This window comes from uncultured Chitinophaga sp., assembly GCF_902168175.1.
Lineage (GTDB): Bacteria > Bacteroidota > Bacteroidia > Chitinophagales > Chitinophagaceae > Chitinophaga.
Genome location: NZ_CABHOU010000092.1, coordinates 67,782 through 89,342, shown reverse-complemented (window position 1 = coordinate 89,342; position 21,561 = coordinate 67,782). Strand labels below are relative to the sequence as shown.

At 47.6% G+C, this 21,561-nt stretch carries 19 protein-coding genes; 15 read left to right on the top strand and 4 right to left on the bottom strand.

The window, feature by feature from the left end; translation table 11 throughout:
• Positions 1 to 334 precede the first annotated feature (334 nt).
• The 6 genes from QZT80_RS19640 to QZT80_RS19615 all read left to right on the top strand — a co-directional run bounded on the left by QZT80_RS19640 (position 335) and on the right by QZT80_RS19615 (position 8,848).
• The gene (locus QZT80_RS19640; RefSeq protein ID WP_295126043.1) at positions 335 to 1,594 is read left to right on the top strand and encodes an aminotransferase class I/II-fold pyridoxal phosphate-dependent enzyme; all 1,260 of its coding nucleotides are present in this window, start codon (positions 335 to 337) and stop codon (positions 1,592 to 1,594) included.
• Between the two features lie 214 nt (positions 1,595 to 1,808).
• Positions 1,809 to 2,417, top strand: a complete 609-nt coding sequence (locus QZT80_RS19635) for a TetR/AcrR family transcriptional regulator (RefSeq protein ID WP_295126040.1) — start codon at positions 1,809 to 1,811, stop codon at positions 2,415 to 2,417.
• A gap of 13 nt (positions 2,418 to 2,430) precedes the next feature.
• Entirely contained in the window at positions 2,431 to 3,045 is a 615-nt protein-coding gene (locus QZT80_RS19630) for a TetR/AcrR family transcriptional regulator (RefSeq protein ID WP_295126037.1), read from the top strand.
• Positions 3,046 to 3,068: 23 nt separating this feature from the next.
• Positions 3,069 to 4,421: a TolC family protein gene (locus tag QZT80_RS19625; RefSeq protein ID WP_295126034.1), complete on the top strand. Its 1,353-nt coding sequence runs from the start codon at positions 3,069 to 3,071 to the stop codon at positions 4,419 to 4,421.
• Positions 4,422 to 4,430: 9 nt separating this feature from the next.
• Positions 4,431 to 5,495: an efflux RND transporter periplasmic adaptor subunit gene (locus tag QZT80_RS19620; protein WP_295126031.1), complete on the top strand. Its 1,065-nt coding sequence runs from the start codon at positions 4,431 to 4,433 to the stop codon at positions 5,493 to 5,495.
• Between the two features lie 155 nt (positions 5,496 to 5,650).
• Positions 5,651 to 8,848, top strand: a complete 3,198-nt coding sequence (locus QZT80_RS19615) for an efflux RND transporter permease subunit (protein ID WP_295126028.1) — start codon at positions 5,651 to 5,653, stop codon at positions 8,846 to 8,848.
• 273 nt (positions 8,849 to 9,121) lie between these two features.
• On the opposite strand, the gene QZT80_RS19610 is transcribed toward QZT80_RS19615, so the two are convergent.
• Positions 9,122 to 10,414, bottom strand: coding sequence for a histidine kinase (locus QZT80_RS19610; protein WP_295126025.1), 1,293 nt, complete (start codon positions 10,412 to 10,414; stop codon positions 9,122 to 9,124).
• Positions 10,415 to 10,583: 169 nt separating this feature from the next.
• Here QZT80_RS19610 and pheS point away from each other — a divergent pair, with 169 nt between their 5' ends.
• The 3 genes from pheS to QZT80_RS19595 are packed head-to-tail and all read left to right on the top strand — an operon-like array spanning position 10,584 to position 13,509.
• The gene (pheS, locus tag QZT80_RS19605; RefSeq protein WP_295126022.1) at positions 10,584 to 11,615 is read left to right on the top strand and encodes a phenylalanine--tRNA ligase subunit alpha; all 1,032 of its coding nucleotides are present in this window, start codon (positions 10,584 to 10,586) and stop codon (positions 11,613 to 11,615) included.
• 13 nt (positions 11,616 to 11,628) lie between these two features.
• A complete protein-coding gene (locus QZT80_RS19600; RefSeq protein WP_295126019.1) occupies positions 11,629 to 12,492 on the top strand; it encodes a 3-hydroxyacyl-CoA dehydrogenase NAD-binding domain-containing protein in 864 nt (287 codons plus the stop codon).
• A gap of 15 nt (positions 12,493 to 12,507) precedes the next feature.
• Entirely contained in the window at positions 12,508 to 13,509 is a 1,002-nt protein-coding gene (locus QZT80_RS19595; RefSeq protein WP_295126016.1) for an NAD-dependent epimerase/dehydratase family protein, read from the top strand.
• On the opposite strand, the gene QZT80_RS19590 is transcribed toward QZT80_RS19595, so the two are convergent.
• From QZT80_RS19590 to QZT80_RS19580, 3 genes are all read right to left on the bottom strand, one after another.
• Positions 13,481 to 14,173 (bottom strand): hypothetical protein, encoded by a 693-nt coding sequence (locus tag QZT80_RS19590; protein ID WP_295126013.1) that lies wholly within the window; start codon positions 14,171 to 14,173, stop codon positions 13,481 to 13,483. The genes QZT80_RS19595 and QZT80_RS19590 overlap by 29 nt on opposite strands.
• Before the next feature lie 58 nt (positions 14,174 to 14,231).
• The gene (locus QZT80_RS19585; RefSeq protein WP_295126010.1) at positions 14,232 to 15,185 is read right to left on the bottom strand and encodes a UDP-3-O-(3-hydroxymyristoyl)glucosamine N-acyltransferase; all 954 of its coding nucleotides are present in this window, start codon (positions 15,183 to 15,185) and stop codon (positions 14,232 to 14,234) included.
• A gap of 476 nt (positions 15,186 to 15,661) precedes the next feature.
• Positions 15,662 to 16,324 carry a Crp/Fnr family transcriptional regulator gene (locus QZT80_RS19580; protein ID WP_295126007.1) on the bottom strand — a complete coding sequence of 221 codons (663 nt, stop codon included), beginning with the start codon at positions 16,322 to 16,324 and terminating at the stop codon, positions 15,662 to 15,664.
• A gap of 211 nt (positions 16,325 to 16,535) precedes the next feature.
• On the opposite strand from QZT80_RS19580, the gene QZT80_RS19575 reads away from it, so the two are divergent.
• The 6 genes from QZT80_RS19575 (at position 16,536) to QZT80_RS19550 (ending at position 21,551) form a co-directional block, all read left to right on the top strand.
• On the top strand, positions 16,536 to 17,126 hold the full coding sequence (locus QZT80_RS19575) for a pseudouridine synthase (RefSeq protein WP_295126004.1): 591 nt from the start codon (positions 16,536 to 16,538) through the stop codon (positions 17,124 to 17,126).
• 72 nt (positions 17,127 to 17,198) lie between these two features.
• The gene (locus tag QZT80_RS19570; protein ID WP_295126001.1) at positions 17,199 to 18,074 is read left to right on the top strand and encodes a YicC/YloC family endoribonuclease; all 876 of its coding nucleotides are present in this window, start codon (positions 17,199 to 17,201) and stop codon (positions 18,072 to 18,074) included.
• Positions 18,064 to 18,567 (top strand): gliding motility lipoprotein GldH, encoded by a 504-nt coding sequence (locus QZT80_RS19565; protein WP_295125998.1) that lies wholly within the window; start codon positions 18,064 to 18,066, stop codon positions 18,565 to 18,567. Before QZT80_RS19570 ends, QZT80_RS19565 begins: the two co-directional genes overlap by 11 nt.
• Positions 18,564 to 19,580 carry an ATP-binding protein gene (locus QZT80_RS19560; RefSeq protein WP_295125995.1) on the top strand — a complete coding sequence of 339 codons (1,017 nt, stop codon included), beginning with the start codon at positions 18,564 to 18,566 and terminating at the stop codon, positions 19,578 to 19,580. The genes QZT80_RS19565 and QZT80_RS19560 overlap by 4 nt, the downstream gene beginning before the upstream one ends.
• Before the next feature lie 73 nt (positions 19,581 to 19,653).
• Positions 19,654 to 20,364, top strand: coding sequence for a response regulator transcription factor (locus QZT80_RS19555; protein ID WP_295125992.1), 711 nt, complete (start codon positions 19,654 to 19,656; stop codon positions 20,362 to 20,364).
• Positions 20,365 to 20,726: 362 nt separating this feature from the next.
• Positions 20,727 to 21,551: a sensor histidine kinase gene (locus tag QZT80_RS19550; RefSeq protein WP_295125989.1), complete on the top strand. Its 825-nt coding sequence runs from the start codon at positions 20,727 to 20,729 to the stop codon at positions 21,549 to 21,551.
• The last annotated feature ends 10 nt before the right edge of the window (positions 21,552 to 21,561 follow it).

Below are 21,561 nucleotides of genomic sequence, written 5' to 3'. Positions count from 1 at the left end.
TTGTCCCCGCACCAACTCACTTAAAAGCGGGCCTCGGCAGGACTTCAAATCCTCCACATCACTGAAGGTCCACCAGAGCAGCCCATCAGCCTGATAAACAATTCAATACACTGGCTCACCCGTAAACCAATAGTAACAGCGCAAGATATTTATTAAAAGAATAATGCTTGATGAATTTACAGTGAATTGCGTTTTTTTTAAATTATTTCTCCTCGTTCTGCCATTTTTTTGAATAAATTAAAAACAATACTGGGTTTCTTTTAAAGTATATATAAAACGGTTACTTTTGCGGCGCAAAAAACCAATTAAAAAACCATCAAAAACATCTTGGGTTATGAAACTATCGCATTTAGCCGAAACGCTCATAGGATCTGAAATTATCAAACTGGCAGGGGAGATAAAGGAAAAGCAGGCCAAGGGCGAGAAGATTTACAACTTCACTATCGGTGATTTTGATCCCAAGGTATTCCCGATCCCAGCGGAATTTGAGCAGGAAATAGTGAACGCTTACAAAGAGCATTACACAAACTATCCTCCGGCTGACGGTATTCCCGAATTGCGTAAAGCTGTAGGCGAATTTATTTCCGAGCGCGAAGGCCTGAGCTACGATCCCGCCAGCGAAATAGTGATTTCCTGCGGTGGCCGTCCTATCATTTACGCTACCTACCGCACACTGGTAGACAGGGGCGAAAAAGTAATTTACGCTACTCCATCCTGGAATAACAATCACTACACCCACTTCCTGGAAGCTGAGCATGTAGTGCTGGAAACCCGTGTAGAGAATGATTTTATGCCAACTGCTGCCGAACTGAAGCCCCTGTTAAAAGGAGCTACCCTGTTGGCACTTTGCTCTCCGCAAAACCCAACCGGTACCGCGTTCGCCAAGCAGCAGCTGGAAGAAATATGCGACCTGGTAATTGCTGAAAACAAAATGCGCGGTGAGAACGAAAAACCACTGTTCGTAATGTTTGACCAAATGTACTGGGTACTCACTTTCGGCGATACGCACCACTACAACCCGGTTGGCCTGCGTCCTGAAATGAAACCTTACACCATCTTCATCGACGGTATGAGTAAATCATTTGCAGCAACCGGCGTACGCGTGGGTTGGGCACTGGGGCCCGCCAATGTAATCGGTAAAATGAAGGCGATCCTCAGCCACGTTGGTGCCTGGAGCCCAATGGCCGAGCAGAAAGCTGCAGCTAAGTACCTGGCGCAGAAAGACAATGTAAACGCTTACCTGAAGCATTTCAAAGCAGAAATCGAAGAAAGACTGGTGAAAATTCACGCTGGCTTCACCGAACTGAAAAATGCCGGCCATAACGTAGAGGCAATTGCCCCGCAAGCTGCCATCTATCTTACCCTTAAAATCGACCTCGTTGGTAAAACCACCGTGGATGGTAAAAAACTGGAGAGCCAGGGCGATGTAACTTCTTACATCCTGAACGAAGCGAAGCTTGCCGTAGTTCCGTTCTCTGCCTTCGGTGCTGCTAAAACCTCCCCTTGGTACCGCATGAGCGTTGGCACCTGCGTGAAACAGGAGATTCCTGAAATGCTCGAAAAGTTGAAAGCTGCCCTCGAGAAATTGAGCTAAGTCTTAAATTAAAATAACTGACTGCGGGTCGTTATGTTAGCAAAACAGCTACCATGGCGGCCCGCAGTTCTTTTTGTACCCCAGGAACCCCGGAAACCCATTGTCCTCCCTTTGTCATGGATGTGTTAAAAACACGTTAAATAGTCAACCAGTGTTACTAAATCCGGAATTTGTTCTAATTTTGACTTTGTAACTTAAAAAGTCAAAAGGTTAAATGCATACAGAAAACAAAGACGAGATGAGGGATAAAATCCTTGAGGCAGCACTCAAGAGATTCTCTCAGTTCAGCGCGGCCAAAACCACGATGAATGAGATCGCCGACGATCTGCATTGCTCCAAGGCGTCTTTATATTACTATTTCCCGGATAAAAACGGATTGCACAATGCGGTACTGGCGAAGGTAGGCGAGTTCTACTTTAAGGGTATCGAGGAAGCGGTGGAAAACATGACTTCAGGTGCGGAAGCGTTAAGAAATATAATTAAACACAGGCACGACTTTATCAAGAAATTCTGTCGCCTGGAGTTATTCAAAATATTAAAGGACGGACCGCCTGCACAGATAGCTGAGGCGATGATGGAAGTAAAGAAAAAGGAAACGGCTTTAATTGCTAAGATGATTGAAAAGGGTGTGCAAGATGGCGATTTTGAAGTGGAGGATGTAGTGCAGGCGGCTGAACTTTATAACCAGGCATTGATCGGCCTGAGGTTTTCGGTATTGGAGGGTATTCCCCACCTGGGTGAACCAACGCAGGAAGAGTTTGACATGATCATCTCCAAACAGAAAAAACTCGCGGAGATTTTTATTAAAGGTATATCGAAGTAAAGAAAGACGAGGAATGAACACGCACGACAGGATTCTGGAAACAACGCTGAAGCTGATGAGGATGTATGGTATCAAAAACGTTACCATGATGGATATTGCGAAGGAATGCGGTGTTTCCAAGAAAACGGTATACGAGCATTTTCAGGATAAAGATGCGATGGTGGAAGAGGCGATCCAGTTTATGGTGGATGATCAGCAAAACCAGCTGCAACGCTGCCACAACGAGGCCCGGGATGCGATAGAGTTGCTGATGAACACTGTACGTGTAACAGAAACAATGGTGAAAACGGTGAACCCTGTACTGCTTTTTGAACTTGAAAAATATCATCCCGATGCCTGGAAAATAGTAGAGGAATTCAGAAATACCTATGTCATTAACAGCATCCGCGCTAACCTGGAACAGGGCATTGCGGAAGGCATCTTCAGAAAAAGTATCAAAATAGATATTGTGGCCCGTTTGCGGCTGCTCCAGTTGGAGTCGGCTTATAACCCAAGACAATTTCCCGCAGAGCAATTTGATTTGCACGAGGTAATGCAGCAGGTAACGGTGCATTTCGTATGCGGAGTTGCAACAATAAAGGGTCATCAGTTACTTAATAAATACCTGGAAATAACAGACGAAGCATAAAACACACGCCATAATAAAAGCACATGAAAAGGTTGAAATTATCACTTGCCCTGCTCCTGGGCATAGGTGTGTACAACGGGAACGCACAAACAAAACTTACACTGAAGGAAACCCTTGAGTATGCACTGGCTAACAATAATAAGTTAGCGCAAACCAAGATGGAGGAGGACCTCGGCCGCCTGAAAGTGGAGGAAGTAAGGGCGCAGGCATTGCCACAGATAAACGCTAATGCCAACCTGACGGACAACATCAAGAAGCCGGTATTCGTATTACCCGGCGACGCGCTTGGCCAGCCAGGCAAAGTACTGACTGTAGAATCAGGAACTACCTGGAACACCGCTATCACCGGCGATATCTCTCAACAGATTTACAATCAGTCGGTATTCACCGGACTCAAAGCGGCTAAGGCGGGCGAAGAATACTATCGCATCCAAACCGTACAGTCGGAAGAGAACGTGATCTACCAGGTGTCTGGAATGTATTACAACTTGCTGGTTAGCCAGGAACGTATGACGGTGTTGCAAAGCAATATCGATAAGCTGGCCAAACTTATCCAAACCACACAAACTCAATTTGAAAATGGTTTGGCTAAGAAGATAGACCTGGACAGGATTAAAGTGAACCTGGTGAATTATAAAACCCAGAAATTTCAACTGGAAAACCAGCTGCGTACACAAACTAACCTGCTGAAAAGTACGATGGGCATGCCGTTGGAAACACAGATCGAACTACCCGTAATCGCAATGTCGGAGCTGGAAACAAAAACATCTGGCAACATCGATTTCGGCAATTTCGATATCGCTGGCCGTACTGAATTCAAATTGTTGAAGAAACAGGAAGAACTGCAACAATTCCAGCGGAAAGCATACATCGCGGAATACTACCCATCGCTCTCTGTAAGCGGCAGCTATTCTTACAACGGTATGAGCGATAAGTTCGATGTATATAAAAGTGGCAGCACTGCTTTTTGGTACGATATGGCTAACATTTCCCTGAAACTGCGCATCCCTATTTTCGATGGTTATGCGCGCCGCTCAAAGGTTAGGCAGTCGGAAGTAACGCTGCGCCAGATAGGTCGCATGCAGGACGATACAAAATTGCAGCTGTCTGCAGCATACGAAAATGCCAAGCTAAGTTTAACAAACAATCTCAATACCATTAAATCGCAGAAGGAAAACGTGCAACTGGCCAATGAGGTGTATAACACAACGCAAAGCAACTACAATGCCGGCCTTGCCAACCTCACCGACCTGCTGAACGCTGAAACCTCTCTTACCGAAGCGCAGAACAGCTACAACCAGGCGCTGCTCGAATATAAGATTGCGGAACTGGAACTCATCAAATCCAACGGTAACCTTAAAACACTTTTAAACTAATCGCAAGTCATGAAGAAAGTAATTATTTACGGCCTTATCACTATAGGAGCGCTCGCACTGATCATGTGGAAGCTGAGCGCGAACAAAAAACAGAATACTGAAAAAACGGAGTTCGTAAAACAAAGTAACAGCGGCGAAGTACCTGTGCTGGTGGAAAAAGCTGCCCGTACCAACTTCGATCGCCAGTTTAATGCGAACGGTAATTTTGCTCCGCTCCGCGAACTTACTTATCTGTCCGAAACCTCTGGCCGTATTACGAAGCTGTTGGTGGACGAAGGTTCTTTCGTAAGCCAGGGCGCCATAATTGCCCGTGTAGATGATGAGTTACTCGGTACCGATCTTAAATCGGCTGAAGTAAATATGAAGCAGTTGAAAGTGGATATGGAGCGTTACGAAAATGCGTTGAAAAACGGTGGTGTAACCCAAAAGCAATTCGACGATACGAAACTACAGTACGAACTGGCCGTGGCTAAATTCGATGCCGCCAGCCGCCGCATAAAGGATACTTATGTGAAGGCGCCTATCCAGGGTACGATCAATAAAAAATATGTAGAACAGGGTTCTTACCTCTCGCCCGGCACTAAAATGTTTGACATCGTAGACGTAAGCCGCCTGAAACTGGCCGTGTCTGTTCCCGAAGCACAGGTAATTAACCTGAAGCTGGGCGATGTGGTGAAAGTGAGCAGCAACGTTTATCCCGAAGTTAGTTACCAGGGTAAAATTACTTTCATCGCTTCCAAGGGCGACAATACACTTAACTACCCGGTGGAAATGGAAATCAACAACGTAAGCGGCAAACCTCTGAAGGCCGGTATGTACGGTACAGCATTGTTCGAAATGCCTAAAATGGACCCTGCTATTTTGATAGCACGTACAGCCTTTGTGGGTGGTGTTAACAGCAATACCGTGTACGTGATGGAAGGAAATGCCGCCAAATTGCGTAAGGTGGTGGCCGGCCGCATCTTCGGCGAAAAGGTGGAAATCCGCGATGGCCTCAATGAAGGCGAAGTGGTAATCACCAGCGGGCAGATTAACCTGGCAGATGGTGCTAAAGTAACCGTGCAGGCAAAGTAACAGGAACCAAGATAAACTCTTTGGCCGGTTGGCTGATGGATGAGGTGTCGAAACGGTGAGGCGGGCATACGTATACGCTTTCTGAGCTGCCCGCGTAACCTGGATACCAGTGTTGTAAACCATCAGCCGATCTGGCCACCAAACTTAACAGTATTATGAAAATTACTGAAGTATCCATAAAAAGACCCACCGTGGTGGTAGTGTTATTCACTATCCTTACGCTCATGGGAATCATCAGCTACAAGGCGCTGAACTACGAGCTGCTGCCCAAGTTCTCATCGCCGGTAGTAAGTATCACTACGGTGTACCCCGGTGCATCACCTTCGGAGGTGGAAAGCACGGTTACTAAAAAAATTGAGGACGCCGTTTCCTCCATGGAAAAGGTGAAGAAGATCATATCAAAATCTTCTGAAAGCCTTTCCAGCGTGACGGTAGAATTGAATAACGATGCGGATGCGGACCTGGGCCTCCAGGATGCGCAGCGTAAAGTAAACGCAATTCTCGCCGATCTTCCTGGTGACGCGAAACCGCCGTCCCTTAACAAATTCTCGCTGGACGATTTACCGATCATCACCCTGTCTGCCACCGCAAAAATGGACGACAAACAGTTTTACGACCTGATCGATAAAAAAGTGCAGCCAATGCTGTCCCGCCTTCCGGGTGTTGCCCAGGTAAACATCATTGGTGGTCAGGAACGTGAAATACAGATTAATATAGATCCTGCTAAACTGGACGCTTATAAACTGTCCATTTTACAGGTGAGAAATACGATTACCAATGCCAATCTGGATTTTCCTACCGGCAAGGTAAAAACAACCGACCAGCAAATACTGGTAAGGCTTGCCGGTAAGTACAAAAGCGTGGACCAACTGCGGGACCTGGTTATTACCACTACCGCAGACGGTTCACAAATTCGCCTGGCAGATGTGGCCGACGTACAGGATAGCCAGAAAGATGCTGATCGTATTGCCCGCCTCGACGGTATCAATGCGATCGCGCTTAAAATCCAGAAACAAACGGATGCCAATGCTGTAGAAGTAAGTAAGGAAACGAAGAAGGCCATCGCTAAAATCCAACAGGATTATGCGGCCAACAGCGTAAGCATTCAAATAGCGAACGATGCTTCTGATTTCACATTGGAGTCGGCAGACTCTGTGATCCATGACCTTATCATCGCGATCGTACTGGTGGCGGCAGTGATGTTACTGTTCCTGCATAGTATACGTAACGCGATCTTCGTAATGATTTCGATCCCCGCGTCGCTCGTCGCTACTTTTATTGGTATGAAGATGATGGGCTTCTCGCTGAACCTGATGTCGCTGCTCGGTTTATCCCTTGTGGTAGGTATATTGGTGGATGATGCGATCGTGGTGCTGGAGAATATTTATCGCCACATGGAGATGGGTAAAAACAAAGTACGTGCAGCTTACGATGGTGTAAAGGAGATAGGGTTTACCGTAACGTCCATTACACTTGTAATCGTAGTGGTGTTCCTGCCTATTTCGCTTACAAACGGCCTGGTATCTATGATCGTACGTGAGTTTTGCGTGGTGGTAATGATCTCTACCATGCTATCGTTGCTGGCATCGTTCATGATCGTGCCGCTGCTCTCCAGCCGTTTTGGTAAACTGGAACACCTTACCGGTAAAAACATGTTCGAGAAGTTTATCCTCTGGTTCGAAAAACAACTGGAGAAATTCACGAACTGGATGACGGGCATCCTGAAATGGGCGCTGAAACACAAGATCGCTACGGTGGTATCGGCTGTAGTGCTGCTCATTGCTTCGTTCATGCTGGTAGGCAAAGGTTACATTGGCGGAGAGTTTATCCCACAGGGCGACCGTGGCCAGTTCATCGTAATGCTGGAAATGCCGAAGGATGCTTCTGTAGAACAAACCAACCTTACTACCCGTAAGGTGGAGCAGCTGTTGAAGGATAAAAAGGAAATTACTTCGCTGATCACTACTGTGGGGCAGACTTCCGAAGATGGTTTCGGTGCATCGCAGTCCACGGCTTATAAATCTGAGATTACCGTAATGCTGGTGCCGGCAACAGAACGCGCCGACCCGGCAGATATTTACGCCGCTAAACTCAAAAAGGAATTGAAAGACCAACTCCCGGGCGTTAAAGTTAAAACAACACCGGTGAGCATACTCGGTACGGCGCAAAATGCACCTATCGATCTGGTGGTGATGGGCCCAAGCCTCGACACGGTAATGGCTTTCGCGAAACAGGCCATGGGCGAACTCCGGAAAATCGAGGGTAGCAGTGAGGTGAAACTTTCTGTAGAAGAAGGTAACCCGGAAATTAACGTACAGGTAGACCGTGATAAAATGAGCGCGCTCGGCCTTACGCTGGACCAGGTAGGTGGTACTATGCAAACTGCGTTCAGCGGTACTGCAGACGATAGTAAAGTGAAGTTTCGCCAGGGAGAATATGAATATGATGTAAACATCCGCTTCGACGATTTCAACCGTAAAAACATCGACGATGTATCCGCTATCTCGTTTGTAAACAGCAAAGGAGAATTGGTGAAACTGTCGCAGTTTGCAACGATTACTGAAGGCTCTGGCCCGAGCCGTTTGGAGCGCCGCGATAAATCAATTTCTGTAAACGTACAGTCGCAGGTAATTGGCCGTCCTTCGGGTACAGTGGCGGCTGAATTTGGCGAAGCGCTGGATAAAATGCATAAGCCGGTGGGCGTATCGTACCTGTTCGGTGGCGATGCCGAAAACCAGGGCGACTCATTCGGCACCATGGGTGCAGCATTGCTGATCTCTATCGTATTGGTGTACCTGATCATGGTGGCGCTGTACGATAACTATATCTATCCTTTCGTGGTACTGTTCTCCATCCCGCTGGCCATCATCGGCGCATTGCTGGCGCTGGCGCTTACCAACAACACGCTTAACATCTTCACCATCCTTGGTATGATCATGTTAATTGGTCTGGTGGCGAAAAATGCGATCATCCTTGTGGACTTTACCAACCAGATGAAGGAGCAGGGACAAAGCACGTACAATGCGCTCATCCACGCCAACCACGCACGTTTACGCCCCATCCTTATGACCACCATCGCGATGGTAATAGGTATGTTGCCGATCGCACTGGCAACGGGCGGTGTGGCCGCTACTAAAAACGGTTTGGCATGGGTTATCATCGGTGGTTTGATCAGCTCGATGTTCCTGACGCTGATCGTAGTGCCGGTAATTTATGCGATCGTAGATAAGCTGATGGCCAAATTGGGCATCGGTAAAATATCGCAGAAACGCCTGATACGCCAGCGTATGGTGGCGCCGTACAAAGCAGAAGAAAATGCAATGGAACATTCTTCCGCACAAATGATGAACTAACTGAATTAAAGATAAATGTTACAAACAGTGTAACAGTTGTAGGTTTAACTATATGGCCGGGGTAGTCTTACTCCGGCCTTCTTTTTTTAATTATGTACCAGGCGATAGCACTACGATTGGTCCCCCGTTGCGTCGCACTCTTCAACAACAGGTATTCTGTTCAACAAATTTGATGAGATGAGTTTTGTCGCTGAAGAGTGCGACGCAACGGGGGCTTAATAATGTTACAATGTTGGGGTCATCATTAAAATTACTACCGGATGTATGTATGCGTTATAAGGCCATGTCCATACCGTGTTCCATCATAAAACTGATGTTCACTTTAGTGCCTTGCGCGTTGCCTTCATCATCGTACAAATCATATACTTCGATGCTGAAGTTGGTGTTGAATAAAGCCTTATATAGTTCCACCCTTTCGAGGCAAAGCTGCATGCCGCGCGATTGGTAAGCGCCCTGCTTTAAGCCATTGGTGCGGAGTTGAGCCGATTTTGTGCGACCAATTCCGTTATCAATAATTTCACAAAGCAATGTTTGTTCTGCTGGTTTACGCCAGTTGATGTTCAGCGAACGATGGCCGTCTTTAAACATCAAACCGTGCCAGATAGCGTTTTCAAGGAACGGTTGTATAAGCATGCCCGGCACAAAATGCGATTCGGGATCAATAGGTGCGTCTACATGAATATGATATTGGAACGATTTGTCAATCCGCAGCGCTTCGATGTTCAGGTAATGTTGCAGCAATACAATTTCTTCCTGTAGGGATATGAAATTCTTTTCCGCATGCATCAACACCATCCTGAGCAGCTTGGCGAAGTTGGAAACATACGAGGTTGCCTTATCAACCTGGTTAGTGAGTATGCAGTTGTATATACCGTTAAGGCAGTTAAACAAAAAGTGAGGGTTCATTTGCGACTTTAGTGAAACCAGTCGCAGCTCGGCCAGTTGTTTATGTAATACCTGTACTTCTTTCTCGCGCTGCTGCGCCGTATCCTCCGCAATTGTTTTGCCTATTTTTACCGCGCATATCGACGCTATTTTTTCCAGCAGCCACAAGTGTTCCGGCGTGTAGAAAAACTTATTGGAATGTTCAGAGTCAATAATGCCAAACACCTTTCCTTCGTAAAAAATGGGGACCGTGATTTCGGAGTAGCGACGTTCATCATCTACGATGTAACGTGCATCGCGCGAGGTATCGCCAATAATTTCGGCGCGGCCGGTTTGGGCAACCGTGCCTACAATGCCCCGGCCTACTTTTATTTCTATCGGGTCGCGAATTTCAAAGCGTTCAGGGTTCTTGGGGCCATAAGCTGCCACCTGCACCAGGCGGTCGCGTTTTTCGTCTAAAAGATATATTACGCAGTCTTCAAGATTCAGTTGGGAGATACAGTTTTTGGCGACATCCCAGAGTACATCCTCTACCGTGTTTTTGCCGAAAAGGGAAGTGGCGAAATAGTTTACTGTAGCTTCTGCCCTTAGTTTGTTGCGGTAGCGGTATAGTTGTATAGATAACAGTACCACGGCAATCAGCAGCAGGCCTGTAAATAAGATGTATGGAAGGGACGGCATATGCGTACTCCTGTTTTATGGTTGCAAAGGTATCAGGCGAAGTGGAATTTTTCTGCAATTCTCGCTACTATAGGCAGAAGTTAAGCTTTTTTTGCCATAAAACCTTCGCCGGCGGGCTGTTTGGTCATTAAATGCTAATTATCTTCAATTCAATTATCTTTGTTGCCTTATGGAGCAGATAGTACAGCAAATTGAAGCTTACAAACAGGAAATAGCGGCCTTTAAGCCAGCGTCTGCCGACGAACTGGAACAGTATCGTATCCGTTTCATCGGCACAAAGGGTATTGTAAAAGCCATTTTTGGCGAAATGAAGCAGGTGCCTAACGAGCAGAAGAAAGAATTCGGCCAGGTACTGAATGCTTTCAAACAGCTGGCAGAAGGTAAATACGAGGAGTTCGTTCACCTGAAAGACAGTGGTGCTTCAGCGGCCGATGCCGGTCTTGACCTGAGCCTGCCCGCTGAGCCACACCCGTTGGGTACCCGCCATCCGATTACGATCGTACGAAACAAAATCGTGAATATATTCGAGCGCCTTGGATTTAGCATTGCCGAAGGCCCCGAAATCGAGGACGACTGGCACAACTTTACCGCGCTGAACCTCCCCGAAAATCACCCCGCACGTGATATGCAGGATACGTTTTACATTAACCAGGACCCTGCGTGGATGTTGCGTACGCATACATCATCCGTTCAGGTGAGGGTGATGGAACAGGGCAACCTGCCTATCCGTATCATCTGCCCCGGCCGCGTATACCGTAACGAAACCATCAGTGCCCGTGCGCACTGCTTCTTCCACCAGGTTGAAGGCCTTTATATAGCCGAAAACGTTTCTTTCGCCGACCTGAAACAAACCTTGTATCATTTCGTACAGGAGTTTTTCAGCAAAGATGCGAAGGTCCGTTTCCGTCCCTCTTATTTCCCCTTTACCGAACCAAGCGCCGAAATGGACGTGAGCTGCTTTATTTGCGGCGGTCCTGGCTGCAACGTGTGTAAATACACCGGTTGGGTAGAAATACTGGGCTGCGGTATGGTGCATCCTAACCTGCTCCGTAACTCCGGCATCGATCCGGAAAAGTATACCGGCTTTGCTTTCGGTATCGGAGTAGAAAGGCTTACCATGCTCAAATACCAACTGAACGACCTTCGTCTTTTCTCCGAAAACGATGTGCGTTTCCTGCGGCAGTTCCAGGATGTGATATAAACCTACAAGCAACATGTTCACTGTCCACGAAATTAACAGCATAGCCGTTTGTGGTGCGGGTACCATGGGTGCCGGCATTGCACAGGTAACTGCTGTGGCAGGGTATTACACCATTCTTTTTGATATTAAGCAGGATGTGCTGGACAAAGCCCGTTCGCAAATCACACAAAGCCTGCAGCAGCAGGTGGATAAAGGCCGTATGCCGGCGAACGATATGACGGCTGCACTGGGCCGCATCCGTTATGTTACCGACGCGCAGGACTGCCTGGCCGAAGTGATCATCGAAGCGATCGTGGAAAAAATACCGGCGAAAATGGTCTTGCTTAACCAACTGGCTGAGGTAAATCACAGCGAAACAATATTTGCCAGCAACACATCTTCCCTTTCACTTACTGCTATTGCTGCCGGGGTTAGAAACCCGGAGCGTGTGGCAGGCTTTCACTTCTTCAACCCTGCTCCGGCAATGAAGCTGGTGGAAGTGGTGAGTGGCGAACAAACTTTACCATGGGTAAGTGAGTTGTTATATGAACTGGCCATGCAACTGGGCAAAACACCGGTAAGGGTAAAAGATGCTCCCGGTTTTATTGTAAACCGTGTAGCCAGGCATTTTTACCTTGAGGCCATGCAACTGGCAGCTACTACTGATGCTGGTTTTAAAACGATCGATACCTTACTGGAGGCGGCGGGTTTCCGCATGGGCCCCTTCGCCCTTATGGACCTCATCGGCAACGATGTAAACCTCGCAGTAAGCACTTCGCTGTACGAGGCATTAGATAAGGCCCCCCGTTTTGAACCGGGCCAGGCGCAGCAGAACTTAGTGCAGCAGGGGCACCTCGGTCGCAAAACAGGCAAAGGATTTTACGATTATAACAAATAAGCAATTCTCTCTCGCATGATCTTAGTTACCGGCGGTACGGGTTTTTTAGGCAGTCATTTAATACGGGCGCTTGTTAATGCAGGCAAGCCTGTAAAAGCGCTGTACAGGAAAAATATTCCCGCCCAGTTAAACGATGTGCGCGATAAAGTGCTGTGGGTAAAAGGAGATGTACTGGATATGCCTGCACTCGAAGAGGCCATGGAAGGTATCACCCACGTTTACCACTGCGCCGCTACCGTGTCTTTTAATCCTATCCATAAAAGACAAATGCTAAAGGTGAATATTGAAGGTACGGCTAACGTGGTGAACCTTTGTGTGGACTTTGGCATACAAAAACTGGTACACGTAAGCTCTGTTGCTTCGCTTGGCAGAGCAAAGGAGATGAAGGAGATCAGTGAAGAGAATAGCTGGGAAGAAAGTAAGAACAACTCTGCTTACGCGGTAAGCAAACACTACTCGGAAATAGAAGTTTGGCGCGGCATCGCAGAAGGCCTGCCCGCTGTTATCGTAAACCCCTCTATTATTTTAGGCAGCGGGTACTGGAGCGAAGGTTCTGGTTCGCTGTTAAAGAATGCCTGGAAAGAATTCCCTTTTTATACGCAGGGCATTAATGGTTTTGTGGATGTAGGCGATGTAGTGAAGGCCATGGTGATGCTGATGGACAGTGAGGTGAAAAACCAGCGTTTCGTATTGTCGGCCGCCAACTGGTCGTACCGCGACCTGTTTACCACAATGGCAAATGCCCTCAATAAAAAGCCGCCACACATTGCCGCAAAACGATGGATGGCAGCTTTAGTGTGGCGGATGGAAAAGGTGAAGAGCTTTTTTACGGGCAAGCCGGCGTTAATTACCAAAGAAACAGCCCGTACAGCCCAGTTGAAAGTATTTTATAACAGCGATAAGATTGGAAAGTTCCTGCCAGGCTTCCGCTTTACACCACTGGAGCAAACTATAGCCAACATGTCGGCCGCCTATATTCAACACCAGGCTAATTCCTCATCAGCAGCGCAGCAATAGCCGCTACCAGTACCTTTTTCTTTTCTGCATCGATCTTTGCATTCACCCAAACCCTGGGTTGCTCGGCTATCATCACCGCGGCCAATGTTCTTCCGTTTGCATGAAATTCATAACAGGGCCGCTCGTAGGAGTTGGCAATACCAAACTTGTTGGTGGCGGTAACCCGCATCTCCTCCGTTCCGCTCCTGAGAATGCCGATGCTGGCATTATTGTTCAGGTCCAGGTAAGTGGCTTCTTTCATGATCAGCTCCCAGCTTTGTAACGATTGTTTACGCGTGCCGTTCACCCAGGCATAGAATAATGGCGCTTCGGTTTTTTGTCCGCCGAGGTACGTTGGCAGCTTTTTATCGGAAAAGGTGATGAATGGGGTGCTTAATACCTGCACAACCATGTTCTCATCTTCGCCTTTAACCGTAAAATTGGACGCATTCTTGGTGTTTTTGAACTGGGCGGAGGGTGAGGCAGGGGTGATGCCATTTTTGCGCGCAGAGGTGTTGTAATCGCCCAATGTGATGGTCTTGGCACTAAACCATCCATCATTAACGGTTACTTTCCATTCCTGCCCGGCGGTGTATAGATTTTCTCTGGCAGTAACGGTCACCGGTTTCGGACTGCTGCAGGCAGTTATAAGTACAAGCAGCAGTGGGGTGAAGATCCTTTTCATACATGATGGGAGTTACGGGTTAAAAGAAACGCCCTGGTAATACCAGAGCGCCAGGTGTTTATTGTGGCTTAATTTGGGTAAGCTTTTCCCACATTTCCGGGATACGTTTCATCCAGGCCAGTTCTTTCTTCTTCACTTTTGCATCTTCTACAGGGCTGCCAAAATATACTTTGCCACCTTCGATGGAGCTGGGTACACCGCTTTGTCCAAGCACGATCGCATTTTTCCCGATGGTAAGATCTTTGGAAACGCCTACCTGTCCCCACAGGATAACACCATCTTCGATAATGGCTTTACCACCAATACCTACCTGCGCAGCGAAAAGGCAGTTCTTACCTATCACCGCACCATGACCAATGTGGATCATGTTGTCCAGCTTGGTGCCCTGACCAACGATCGTATCGCCGCTAACGCCTTTATCAATGGTACAGCTGGCACCAATTTCCACATGGCTTTCTATGATCACTCTTCCGCAGCTTTCCAGTTTGTCGTACCACACTTCTCTCTCGGCCCGCTTCTTGAAGTAGAATGCATCGGCACCAATAACGGCACCGGCATGTATGATCACATTATCGCCGATAATGGTGTGGTCGTAGATGGTTACGTTGGGGTGAATAATACAGTTCTTACCAATGCGCACGTGGTTACCTATAAACACATTGGGTTGAAGCACAGTGCCTTCGCCAATAACCGCAGTATCGCTGATGGGGGTATGTGAGGGTACGAACGGACGGAACTTTTTTACCAGTTTAACATATGCGCTGAAAGGATCGTTGATTACCAGGAGCGCCTTGCCTGCAGGGCAATCTACCTTTTTGTTGATGATGATGATACTCGCTGCCGAATACAGGCTGGCGTTATAATACTTCTCAAAGTCTACGAAGGAGATATCGCCTTCCGTAACCTTATGGATCTCATTGATGCCGGTGGCTTCCAGGCTGGTGTTCCCTACTAGCTCTGCGCCTATCAACGCAGCTATTTCTGTAACCGCGATCGGTGATTCAAACTTCATATGAATATTGTTAAGTGGGACAAAGTTATGCAATTACTTTACGCCGATAATAATCGCTTATTATCGCTTAATGGTTTACTGTTATCCACAAATTTTTTAAAGCTGTGAATAAAATTTTTTGCAAATTTTTTCTTTTGTCATGAAATTCTTTTTAATATTGTGTAGGGAATCTTGTTTCCCTGTACTTACTAACCCATTCACATAATAAGAAAGTCTGATTGTTCACACGGTCAGACTTTTTTTATTGCCTTTGAAACCCTTTGCTACAGCAGCTTTCAGCGAGTCGATCATTTAGTGTTGTAACACACGCACATCTCATCAACATAAAAAACAGCCCTTACATGCTTCCCGATGCAAAATGCCGGGTTACCCGATTTTGAAGTTTTGAAGCGAAAAAGCTGACGTTTTAACAAATGAAGACAGGTTTGCAACGGCTTAAGTCAAAAAAAATGAAGCGAAAGAAGACAGTTGGAAGATTAATCCTGCAGGTTAGCCATTTTAATCAGCTGGGCGAGTTGTAAGATGCGGATTTTCTTTCCCGGAAGATCGATTACCTTCTCTTTGCGGAATTCCGATAACAAACGGATGGCCGACTCTGTTGCCGTGCCTACCAGGTTGGCAATATCTTCTCTCGATAACGTTACGTTGATGGTTTGATCATCGGCTTCGAGTCCGTAAGTTTCTTTTAGCGTAAGTAAGGTTTCGGCGAGGCGTTCCCTCACAGGTTTTTGGGAGAGATGGGTGATCTTGGTTTCCGCTCTCCTCAGTTCGCTGGTCACTATCTGCATCATGCGAAGCGAAAGGGAGGCGTCTTTCTGGAGTATGCGTACAAATACATCGCGGGGAATGAAGCATGCCGCGGTATCTTCCAGCACCACTGCGGTGGCAGTGTAAGTTTCATTACTGATGAGTGCTTTATAACCGATAAGATCGCCGGGTTTGCAAAGCCGTATGATTTGCTCGCGTCCATCGTCGCCACTGCGGGTGAGTTTTACTTTGCCGGTGTTGATAGCATAAATACCATAGGGGTGAGCGCCTTCCTGGAATATAATATCGCCGCGTTTGTAAGTGGTACACTGCTTCGCCGCAGCTAACGCTGTGGTGTTTTCTTCAGACGCGGTCACAAACACCTCTATCATCCGTTTATTGCAGTATTGGCACGCGATATTTTCCATTATCATATTCAACTCCCATAATCTGGTATGAGGACGTCGCAAAAGTACTAATTTACAGGGCCTTCACCAAAGACTGTTCGATTTGAGTGTTTTACGAACGGAAGAGCATGGTGATGCAACAGTTCGCGCATCTCCCTCCAAAATCCTAATTTTGCGCTTCACCAAACATTGCAACTTGCCGCTTCGCTACTATATCGTTTATAAACCCTTCCAGGTACTTACCCGCTTTGGCCGCGAAGGCGATAAACAGGTGCTGGCCGATTACTTCGACGTGCCGCGTGATGTTTACCCGGTTGGCAGGCTGGATTACGACAGCGAAGGGCTGCTTATACTTACCAATGATAAGGCCCTTAACCACCGCCTCCTCGATCCTAAGTTTGCCCACGAACGCGAATATTGGGTACAGGTAGATGGGGCGTTAACTGCCGACGCGGTGTTGCAATTACAGAAAGGCGTAAAGATCAATATTGATGGGAAAGATTATCAGACGCGTGCCGCCCGGGCAACGATGTTCGATACCGAACCAACCGTACCGGAACGGAATCCTCCCATTCGTTTCCGCAAAAGCATTCCTGCTCCCTGGCTGAAGCTTATACTCAACGAAGGTAAAAACCGGCAGGTGCGTAAGATGACCGCGGCTACCGGCTTCCCCACGTTGAGGCTTATTCGTTACCGGATAGAGCGGCTGAACATCGAAGGTATGCAGCCGGGCGATATGATAGAGATGGACCGCGCTGACCTCTACGACGCCTTATTTACGAAATAGCCCCCTTCCTCCCGGCCCTTCCTTTGCGCTTTGCGCTAATTTAACTAGGTTTGTTGCAGACAAACTTAGACTATGTTAAAATCCATGACCGGCTTTGGCCGTGCAGAGTTTACCCGGGGCGATACAACAATCATCGCCGAGATAAAATCGCTAAACGGCAAACAGTTCGAGGTAAATCTGAAGATGTCACCCCTTTTGAAGCCCTACGAATTTGATATCCGCAACCTGTTACAACAGGTGCTGCAGCGAGGTACTATCGATGCAACCATCAATATTAAACAAAATGGTGCCACCCGTCCGGTGGTGATCAATACAGAACTGGCCAAGTATTACCATACTGCCATTACTACCCTGGCTACCGAATTGCGTTTGCCGCAGGACGATATGCTGAACGTACTCATGAAGCTGCCCGAAGTGGTAACACCTGCTTCTGAGCAAATCACCGAAAAAGAATGGAAGGAAGCAGCCGACGTACTTAAACTCGCTATCGGCGAACTGGATAAACACCGCCTCGACGAAGGTGCGATGCTAGAGAAAGACCTGCTGCTCCGCATAGAAAATATTATCGCTTGTACCGAAAAGGTTCGCGAACTGGACCCGCTGCGTAAAGACAAAGTACGTACGCGCCTCGAAACGCTGCTGGCCGAATATGTGGGTAAAGACAACGTAGATGGCAACCGCCTGGAGCAGGAACTCGTATTCTACCTGGAAAAGCTGGACGTGAGCGAAGAACTGGTAAGGCTGGAAAACCATTGCCGTTACTTTAAGGAAATGCTGAAAGACAGTGATGCCGCCAAAGGTAAAAAGCTGGGCTTCGTACTCCAGGAAATAGGACGTGAAATAAACACTACCGGCTCAAAAGCCAACGACGCGTCTATTCAGCAGTGGGTAGTAATGATGAAAGATGAATTAGAAAAAGCAAAAGAACAGGTACTGAATGTTTTGTAGAAGTAACATCTCCCTGGCAGGGACCGCCCTGTGCCTCCTGCTTTCCGTGGCAGCCTGCAAGCCGCCCAAAATGGATACTTATGAAAAGAACCTGGAAATCCCCGGCCATGCCTGGAAGACGGATTACAGGCCCTATTTCGATTTGACGATTGCACCGGAAGACACCGCCTATTTTTATACCATTTACGCCAATGTGCGCCACCGCGACGCGTATGCCTTTAGTAACCTCTGGATGATGATTTACATTACATCGCCGGATAAAAAGGTGGATAGTCAGCGTGTAGAACTGCCCCTGGCAGATAACAGCGGCAAATGGATGGGTAGTGGTACCGATGATATTTTTGAACACCGCATCATGATCAATAACCGGGGCGCTTTTGCCAAACCAGGTACTTATCGCTTCGCGTTTCAGCAAACCATGCGGCAAAACCCACTGGCTGCTGTAATGAACGTGGGGCTGCGGATAGAAAAAGATACGCTTAGGCTTAGATGAGAAGAGTTTTCCATAAGCTGGAGAGCGGGAAGATGGTAACACCTGTTTATATTTTCCTGCTTATATACACCATCATGGCGCTGGTATGGTGGGGGGTGCTGCTTTTTCGGCAAAGCGACCAGATTACGGGTTACGAAAGGGAAAACCTCGCGATGAGGATTGACAGTACCCAACAACCCATGCAGTACCACCTGGCCGAGCAGCGCATCACCAAAAACGAGGAGCTGCGTACGTTCAAGTTCCTGGGCGAAGGGGCCATCTTCCTGCTGATTTTGCTGGTAGGTGCCTGGTTGGTATACCGGGCCATCCGCAAGCAGCTTAAGCTGCAGCAGCAACAACAGAACTTCCTGATGGCCGTAACCCACGAACTGAAATCGCCCATCGCCGCGGCCAAACTGAACCTCGAAACCATCCGCAAACGTAAGCTGGACGAAGAAAAACAACATAAACTCATAGATAATACGATCCGGGAAACCAACCGCCTGGACCAATTGTGCAATAACATCCTGCTGGCGTCGCAGTTCGAGAGCGACAGGAACCAGCTATTCCGGGAGGACCTTAACTTCTCCGACCTTTTACAGGCTGGCACCGATGAAATAGAGGCCAGGACCAACTCGCACACGATCGTTACCGACATTCAACCTGGTATCTGGCTGAATGGTGATAAGTTCATGCTACAGATCGTACTGAGTAACCTGGTAGAAAACGCGATTAAGTACGTTCCCAAGGGAACAGAGATCCGGGTGTTGCTGTTTGAAAAGGACCGCCTGCTGAAATGGCAGGTCATAGATGCAGGTCCGGGCATACCGGCAGGGGAAAAAGACCGTATATTTCAGAAGTTTTACCGTATTGGAAACGAGAATACCCGCAGTGCTAAAGGATCCGGGCTCGGTTTGTTCCTCACCAGGAAGATAATAGAGCAGCATAACGGCACGATTGTAGTAAAGGATAACGCACCCGCGGGAACGATATTCGAGATCACCCTGGGAGAATATTCTGCACAAACCGCGTAGAAATTAACGAGTTGTCAGTAAATTTATAGGGCGTACGTCCCTGGGACTGGCGGACGGGCCAAATCACTTGCATATGAAAGAAGCTACTAAAGCATCAATATTACTTGTAGAGGACGAGGAGAATCTCCAGGAAGCCCTGAAGCTGAACCTGGAGCTGGAAGGCTATGAGGTTACCGCCGTAGATAACGGTACTACTGCTTTGAAAGCTGTTAAGAACGAATATTTCGACCTGATCATACTGGATATTATGCTGCCCGAAATGGACGGCATAGCTGTATGCGAGAACATCCGCATACAGAACAACGAAGTACCTATCCTGTTCCTGAGCGCCAAAAACAGTAGCGCCGACAGGGTACTGGGCCTCAAAAAGGGTGGCGACGACTATATGACCAAACCCTTTAACCTGGAAGAGCTGCTGCTGCGCGTGGAAAAGCTGATCGTAAAGAACAAGAAGATCCAGGATAAGGACAGCGTGCCGAATGTATACCGCTTTGGCAGCAACACCATCGATTTTGCCGCGCAGGAATGCGTGGGTAAAGACGGCAAACACCATGAACTCTCTAAAAAAGAGACCATGTTGCTGAAACTGCTGATCGAAAACAAAGGCGAAGTGGTAACCAGGGAAAAGATTTTACAGGTGGTTTGGGGATACAATGTTTATCCTACCACCCGCACCATCGACAACTTCATTCTTAACTTCCGTAAGTACTTTGAAGAAGACAGCCGCAATTCGCGGTACTTCCACTCGGTAAGGGGAGTTGGATATAAATTTACAGACGTTTGATAAGGGGCTTTAAGCCCCTTTTTTATTGGATGTTGTTGTCTTTTAGTTGGATAGAGCTACCCTGTGACGGTGGCTGTAGTGTATAACGACGGTGTGTTCAGGAATAATGTCCCTTGATGTAAGTTGGTGTATACATGGCCGCCCGTCCTTAACATTTCCCCATTTCTGTTTCTATTTAAAGGATGTACCCCTCGTACACAGCGTTTCGCTACACCGGTTTACCCCAACCACTTATTTCATCAAAACGCCCTCTTATGCACAAAAAACCGCCCAATAATAATTGACGTTTTTTTGTGATTTCAACGGCATCTATATTTACAAATAGCTGAGGAATTTAACAGCCTTTACAGTACCTGATTGTTTTGAATACGCTAAGTGATATCTTAAAAAATGCCAGCTGGCCCTATTGGGCGATCTCCGTTTCGGGATCGGCGGTTTTTCTTTGCCTTTTTCTTTGGCGCGAGCGGAAATGGAAAGGCAAAATGCGCCGGCAGCAGGAAGTGCGCAAGTCATGGCGCTCGCTGGAAATGCACGCCTTTCAGGCACAGTTGGACCCGGCATTTATATTTAACAGCCTCTCCGCCATCCACAACTTCATTCTTACCACCAGTACCGACGAGGCCAGCCGCCACCTGATGAGCTTCGCAAAACTCATGCGGTTAACCATCGAAAACAGCCGCCGCGAATGGATTTCGCTGTCGGCGGAACTCGAAGCACTGGAACTTTATATCGAACTGGAACAACTGAGGTTCGGACAAAAATTTAGCTGCGAAATAAAAGTGATGAAGGATGTAAACCAGGAACAAACCATGCTTCCGCCGTTTATTATCCAGCCTTATGTACGCCACGCCATTTATAACCGGCTGCTCATGCGCCAGCAGCCCACCGGCGGTTACCTGAGAATAGAGATCGGCCGCACGATGAGCCATATATACATCCGCCTCGAAGATAACGGCACCCATCGTGGTGTTTCTCTTACGCCCGAACCTGGCAACGAAGGGGCCAACATTGCCGCCGAACGCATACAACTCATGAACGTACGGTACGATACCCACGCGGAAATTACCACCCGACACCTCTACGATCCCCAACGCCGGGTGAGCGGGACTTACACCGTGATTACCCTGCCCGATACATCGCTGCAGCCCCCGGCCGGCGAAGAGAAAATTCTCGCCGGTGCAGAGTAAACGAATCCTT

Excerpts from the sequence above, each read along its gene's own strand:
- QZT80_RS19640 (WP_295126043.1), top strand. The coding sequence starts at position 335 with ATGAAACTATCGCATTTAGCCGAAACGCTCATAGGATCTGAAATTATC.
- QZT80_RS19635 (WP_295126040.1), top strand. The coding sequence starts at position 1,809 with ATGCATACAGAAAACAAAGACGAGATGAGGGATAAAATCCTTGAGGCA.
- QZT80_RS19630 (WP_295126037.1), top strand. The coding sequence starts at position 2,431 with ATGAACACGCACGACAGGATTCTGGAAACAACGCTGAAGCTGATGAGG.
- QZT80_RS19625 (WP_295126034.1), top strand. The coding sequence starts at position 3,069 with ATGAAAAGGTTGAAATTATCACTTGCCCTGCTCCTGGGCATAGGTGTG.
- QZT80_RS19620 (WP_295126031.1), top strand. The coding sequence starts at position 4,431 with ATGAAGAAAGTAATTATTTACGGCCTTATCACTATAGGAGCGCTCGCA.
- QZT80_RS19615 (WP_295126028.1), top strand. The coding sequence starts at position 5,651 with ATGAAAATTACTGAAGTATCCATAAAAAGACCCACCGTGGTGGTAGTG.
- QZT80_RS19610 (WP_295126025.1), bottom strand. The coding sequence starts at position 10,414 with ATGCCGTCCCTTCCATACATCTTATTTACAGGCCTGCTGCTGATTGCC.
- pheS (WP_295126022.1), top strand. The coding sequence starts at position 10,584 with ATGGAGCAGATAGTACAGCAAATTGAAGCTTACAAACAGGAAATAGCG.
- QZT80_RS19600 (WP_295126019.1), top strand. The coding sequence starts at position 11,629 with ATGTTCACTGTCCACGAAATTAACAGCATAGCCGTTTGTGGTGCGGGT.
- QZT80_RS19595 (WP_295126016.1), top strand. The coding sequence starts at position 12,508 with ATGATCTTAGTTACCGGCGGTACGGGTTTTTTAGGCAGTCATTTAATA.
- QZT80_RS19590 (WP_295126013.1), bottom strand. The coding sequence starts at position 14,173 with ATGAAAAGGATCTTCACCCCACTGCTGCTTGTACTTATAACTGCCTGC.
- QZT80_RS19585 (WP_295126010.1), bottom strand. The coding sequence starts at position 15,185 with ATGAAGTTTGAATCACCGATCGCGGTTACAGAAATAGCTGCGTTGATA.
- QZT80_RS19580 (WP_295126007.1), bottom strand. The coding sequence starts at position 16,324 with ATGATAGAGGTGTTTGTGACCGCGTCTGAAGAAAACACCACAGCGTTA.
- QZT80_RS19570 (WP_295126001.1), top strand. The coding sequence starts at position 17,199 with ATGTTAAAATCCATGACCGGCTTTGGCCGTGCAGAGTTTACCCGGGGC.
- QZT80_RS19565 (WP_295125998.1), top strand. The coding sequence starts at position 18,064 with ATGTTTTGTAGAAGTAACATCTCCCTGGCAGGGACCGCCCTGTGCCTC.
- QZT80_RS19560 (WP_295125995.1), top strand. The coding sequence starts at position 18,564 with ATGAGAAGAGTTTTCCATAAGCTGGAGAGCGGGAAGATGGTAACACCT.
- QZT80_RS19555 (WP_295125992.1), top strand. The coding sequence starts at position 19,654 with ATGAAAGAAGCTACTAAAGCATCAATATTACTTGTAGAGGACGAGGAG.